This window comes from Mesorhizobium sp. M5C.F.Ca.IN.020.29.1.1, from assembly GCF_003997375.1.
Classification (GTDB): domain Bacteria; phylum Pseudomonadota; class Alphaproteobacteria; order Rhizobiales; family Rhizobiaceae; genus Mesorhizobium; species Mesorhizobium wenxiniae.
This window is the reverse complement of the sequence record NZ_RZSW01000496.1, coordinates 1-4,766: the sequence shown is the minus strand read 5'-3', so window position 1 is coordinate 4,766 and position 4,766 is coordinate 1. Positions and strand designations below refer to the sequence as shown.

General features: G+C 63.4%; 4 protein-coding genes and 1 pseudogene. 1 reads left to right on the top strand and 4 read right to left on the bottom strand.

The features are described 5' to 3' along the window. Window positions 1-92 precede the first annotated feature (92 nt). From glpX to EOA85_RS28015, 4 genes are all read right to left on the bottom strand, one after another. Entirely contained in the window at window positions 93-1,076 is a 984-nt protein-coding gene (gene glpX, locus EOA85_RS28030) for a class II fructose-bisphosphatase (protein WP_127211928.1), read from the bottom strand. A gap of 238 nt (window positions 1,077-1,314) precedes the next feature. After that, complete coding sequence (locus tag EOA85_RS28025) at window positions 1,315-2,628, bottom strand: homoserine dehydrogenase (protein WP_127211927.1); 1,314 nt, start codon at window positions 2,626-2,628, stop codon at window positions 1,315-1,317. A 46-nt stretch (window positions 2,629-2,674) separates the two neighbouring features. Next, window positions 2,675-3,892, bottom strand: a complete 1,218-nt coding sequence (locus EOA85_RS28020) for an LL-diaminopimelate aminotransferase (RefSeq protein ID WP_065009447.1) — start codon at window positions 3,890-3,892, stop codon at window positions 2,675-2,677. A gap of 62 nt (window positions 3,893-3,954) precedes the next feature. Next, the gene (locus tag EOA85_RS28015) at window positions 3,955-4,362 is read right to left on the bottom strand and encodes a hypothetical protein (protein ID WP_127211926.1); all 408 of its coding nucleotides are present in this window, start codon (window positions 4,360-4,362) and stop codon (window positions 3,955-3,957) included. A gap of 96 nt (window positions 4,363-4,458) precedes the next feature. Between EOA85_RS28015 and EOA85_RS28010 the strand changes: the two are divergent. Continuing rightward, window positions 4,459-4,766, top strand: a pseudogene (locus EOA85_RS28010) (class I poly(R)-hydroxyalkanoic acid synthase); the annotation flags it as partial.

Genomic DNA, 4,766 nt, shown 5'->3' with positions numbered 1-4,766 from the left:
CATCGAGGAAGATACGGTTTTCGCCCGTCATGCGACGCGCCGTCTGCGGATTGTCATTTCTCACAATATGCGACGGCTAGCCGAGTCGGGAATCAAAACTTTTCCAGATCCTGGTGCCTTGCCTTGATCTCGCGAACGGTGCGCGACGACGAGCGCAGCACGATCGTATGCGTGGTGATGGAATTGCGCCCGAACTTGACGCCGGCCAGCATGTTGCCGTCGGTCACGCCGGTTGCGGCGAACAGCACGTCGCCGCGCGCCATGTCTTGGGTGCGGTAAACCCGCTTCGGGTCCGAGATGCCCATCTTCGCCGCGCGCGCCACCTTTTGCGGCGTGTCGAGGATCAGCCTTCCCTGGATCTGGCCGCCGGTGCAGCGCAACGCTGCCGCCGCCAGCACACCCTCCGGGGTGCCGCCGGTGCCGAGATAGATGTCGATGCCGGTTTCCTCTGGATCGGTGGTGTGGATGACGCCGGCGACGTCACCATCGCCGATCAGCCGGATCGCAGCGCCCGTGGCGCGCACGGCCTCGATCAGGCTGCCATGGCGCGGCCGGTCGAGGATACAGGCGGTGATCTCCGGCACCGGCACGCCTTTGGCCCTGGCCAGGCTGGCGATGTTTTCGGCCGGCGAGGCATCGATGTCGATGACGCCGTCCGCATAGCCCGGGCCGACGGCGATCTTGTCCATATAGACGTCGGGCGCGAACAGCAGGCTGCCCTTTTCCGCAATGGCGATGACCGCCAGCGCATTGGGCAGGTTCTTGGCGCAGATCGTCGTGCCTTCGAGCGGATCGAGCGCGATATCGACCGCCGGGCCTTTGCCGGAACCGACCTCTTCGCCGATATAGAGCATCGGCGCCTCGTCGCGTTCGCCCTCGCCGATCACCACCGTACCGTTGATGGCGAGGCGGTTGAGCTCCTCGCGCATGGCGTCGACTGCGACCTGGTCGGCGGCCTTTTCGTCGCCGCGTCCGCGCAACCTGGCCGCCGCAACCGCGGCGCGTTCGGTGACACGCACCAGTTCCATGGTGAGTATCCGGTCAAGGCCGGCGACGATGTTCTGGGCAATGTTCATCGGTGGACAATCCTCGTTGGCACATTGCCTCCCGTTAGAGCGCCGCGTCCATTGGACGCGCAAAGGACGCTCTAACTCTTTGAAGCTACGCATCGTGCTTTCCCGAAAATCGATTCCGATTTCCTGGCCGATGCGTTAGAGGCGCGCCGGTTGTGTCAAAGCTCCATGACAACAGCAAGACCTGGGCGGGTCTTTCTTGAAAGCGCAGCGATATCAATCGATTTGAGAAAGAGAATTCCTATTCCGCCCGCTCGATGCGGATGACCTGCGGCTTGTCGGTTAGATGGTCGTCCTTGGTGATGCCGTCGACGGCCTTGCGGACCGCCGCTTCTGTCGTCTCGTGGGTGACGAGGATCACCGTCTTCTGCAGGGCGGTATCCGGCCCGGCGGCGTGCTGCACGATCGATTCCAGCGAAATGTCGTTGTCGGCCATGCGCTTGGCGATCGCGGCAAAGACGCCAATGCGGTCATGCACGGTCAGCCGGATGAAATAGCCGCCGGCATGGCTGCGCATCTGCGCCTTCTTGTAAGGTCGCAATTCCTTCGCCGGCAGGCCGAAGACCGGACCGTGCTGGAAACCCGGCCGGCTCTTGGCGATGTCGGCAATGTCGCCGACCACTGCCGATGCGGTGGCGTTACCGCCGGCACCGGGACCGGAGAGCAAAAGCTCGCCAAGAATATCGGTTTCGATGGCCACCGCATTTGTGACGCCGTGCACCTGCGCGATGACCGAGGCCGTCGGCACCATGGTCGGGTGCACGCGCTGTTCGATCCCGCTTTCCGTGCGTTGGGCGACGCCGAGCAACTTTATCCGGTAGCCGAGATCGCCGGCCGCGCGGATGTCGGCCTGGCTGATGTTGGAAATCCCTTCCATGTAGATGTCGTTGGCGGCAATCCGCGTGCCGAAGGCAAGGCTGGTCAGGATCGACAGCTTATGCGCGGTGTCGTGGCCCTCGATGTCGAAGGTCGGGTCGGCCTCGGCATAGCCCAGCCGCTGCGCATCCTTCAGACAGGCGTCGAACGACAGGCCCTCGGCCTCCATGCGGGTCAGGATATAGTTGCAGGTGCCGTTGAGGATGCCGAAGACACGGGTCACCGAATTGCCGGCCATCGCCTCGCGCATCGTCTTGATGACCGGAATGCCGCCCGCCACCGCCGCCTCGTAATTGAGCAGCACGCCCTCCTTCTCGGCGATCTCGGCCAGCGCCACGCCATGCTTGGCGAGCAGCGCCTTGTTGGCGGTGACGACGTGGCGGCCGGTTTCAAGCGCTGCTTTCACGGATGATCGCGACGGTCCCTCGTCGCCGCCGATCAGCTCGACGAACACGTCGATCTCGGCGGTCTGCGCCATTCCTACCGGATCGTCGAACCACTTGGCCGCGCCGAGATCGACGCCGCGGTCGCGTTTGCGATCACGGGCCGAGACGGCTGACACGACGACCTCGCGGCCGCATTGCCGCGTCAGTTCCGCCGCCTTGTCGTGCAGCACGCGCGCCACCGACGCGCCGACGGTGCCGAGACCGGCAATTCCAACACGCAACGCTTCAGCCATGTCCGGCGACGCCCCCCAAGAATTTGGTCGATGTAGTGTCAGGCGCTCAACGATGTGCGGCCAGCGGCACCACATTGTTGGGCTGTTTGGCGCTGGACGCCAGGAAGCGCTTGATGTTGCGAGCCGCCTGCCGGATCCGGTGCTCGTTCTCGACCAGCGCGATGCGCACATGGTCGTCGCCATGCTCGCCGAAGCCGACACCCGGCGCCACCGCCACGTCAGCGTGCTCGATCAGAAGCTTGGAGAATTCGAGCGAACCGAGATGCTTGAACGGCTCCGGGATCGGCGCCCAGGCGAACATCGACGCCGCCGGCGCCGGGACAATCCAGCCGGCGCGGCTGAAGGCGTCGACCATGACGTCGCGGCGCTTATGATAGATGTCGCGAACTTCGGCGATATCGGCGCCGTCGCCGTTGAGCGCGTGCGCAGCCGCCACCTGGATCGGCGTGAAGGCGCCGTAGTCGAGATAGGACTTGACCCTGGTCAGCGCCGAGATCAGCCGCTGGTTGCCGACGGCAAAACCCATGCGCCAGCCGGGCATGGAAAAGGTCTTCGACATCGAAGTGAACTCGACCGCCACGTCGATCGCGCCCGGCACCTGCAGCACCGAGGGCGGCGGATTGCCGTCGAAATAGATTTCCGAATAGGCAAGGTCCGACAGGATGATGATGTCGTTCTTCTTGGCGAAGGCCACCACCTCCTTGTAGAAATCGAGCGAGGCGACCTGCGCCGTCGGGTTCGACGGGTAATTGAGGATCAACGCCAGCGGCTTCGGGATCGAATGGCGGATGCCGCGCTCCAGCGCGGGGATGAAGCCGTCGTCCGGTTCCACCTGCAACGAGCGGATCACGCCGCCCGACATGATGAAGCCGAAAGCGTGGATCGGATAGGTCGGGTTAGGGCACAGGATCACGTCGCCGGGGGCGGTGATCGCCTGCGCCATATTGGCAAAACCTTCCTTCGACCCCAGCGTCGCCACCACTTGCGTGTCCGGGTCGAGTTTCACCCCAAAACGGCGGCCATAGTAATTGGCCTGGGCGCGGCGAAGGCCCGGAATGCCGCGCGACGACGAATAGCGATGCGTGCGCGGATCGCGCACGACCTCGCACAATTTGTCGACGATGGCCTTGGGCGTCGGCAGATCCGGATTGCCCATGCCAAGGTCGATGATGTCGGCGCCGCGCGAGCGGGCACTGGCCTTCAGCCGGTTGACCTGCTCGAAGACATAGGGCGGAAGCCGGCGGACCTTGTGAAATTCTTCCATGGCAATTCCAGACGGTCAAAGTGGTTTTTGGCGAAGGTGGTTGTCGGTCGCGCGATATAACCCTATTTGCAGGTAGGGTCGAGGGCGGGATCGCATTTGGCTTCGATCTGCTTCAGTGCGTCGGTGCCGTGCTTTTTTGCCAGTGTGTTCAGCGCCGCCTGGTTCGTGGCCTTAACCGCGCCGCCTTTTGAGCCCTGCGCCTGCTGGTCGGCTTTCAACTGGGCGAGCTTGGCGTTCTTTTCCGCCTCGGTGAACTGCTCTGCCGCTGCCTGCGGCGGGATATTCAGGTTGGGATAGGTGCCGGTGTTCTTTGGCCCGTCGGCAGCCGCGACAGGCCTGGCGCCCTCGACGTTGGTGCTCGAACAGCCTGATATCGCCAGCAGGACGATCGCCGCGCCCATGCGGCAAAAACGACCAGTGCCAGAAAAACCAGTGGTAGAAAAAACAGCGTCGCCAATATTAATCGTCATATTGTTTCCTTGGCAGCCGAGGTAGAGCGCGTTGGACCCTGTCCGATGTCCCATGATAATATGTCAAGAAAACGCTTCGGGAGGAACCCGCCAACCATGTCCAAAACACCCGATTCGGGCAAAGCGGAAGATGACCAGGCTTCGACCGTCGAGCAATATCTGGTGAAGGACCCGGAGCGCTTCGCCTTGAACATGGCGCGCATGATCGAGCAGGCCGGCAAGGCGGCTTCCGCATGGGCCGAGCCGCGCGAAAAAGGCGACGTGCGCGATCATGTCGCCGAGCCGGTCGTCGACATGGTGAAGACCTTCTCCAAGCTCAGCGAATACTGGCTTTCCGACCCGCAGCGTGCCCTGGAGGCGCAGACGCGGCTGTTCTCCGGCTACATGACCGTCTGGGCCAACTC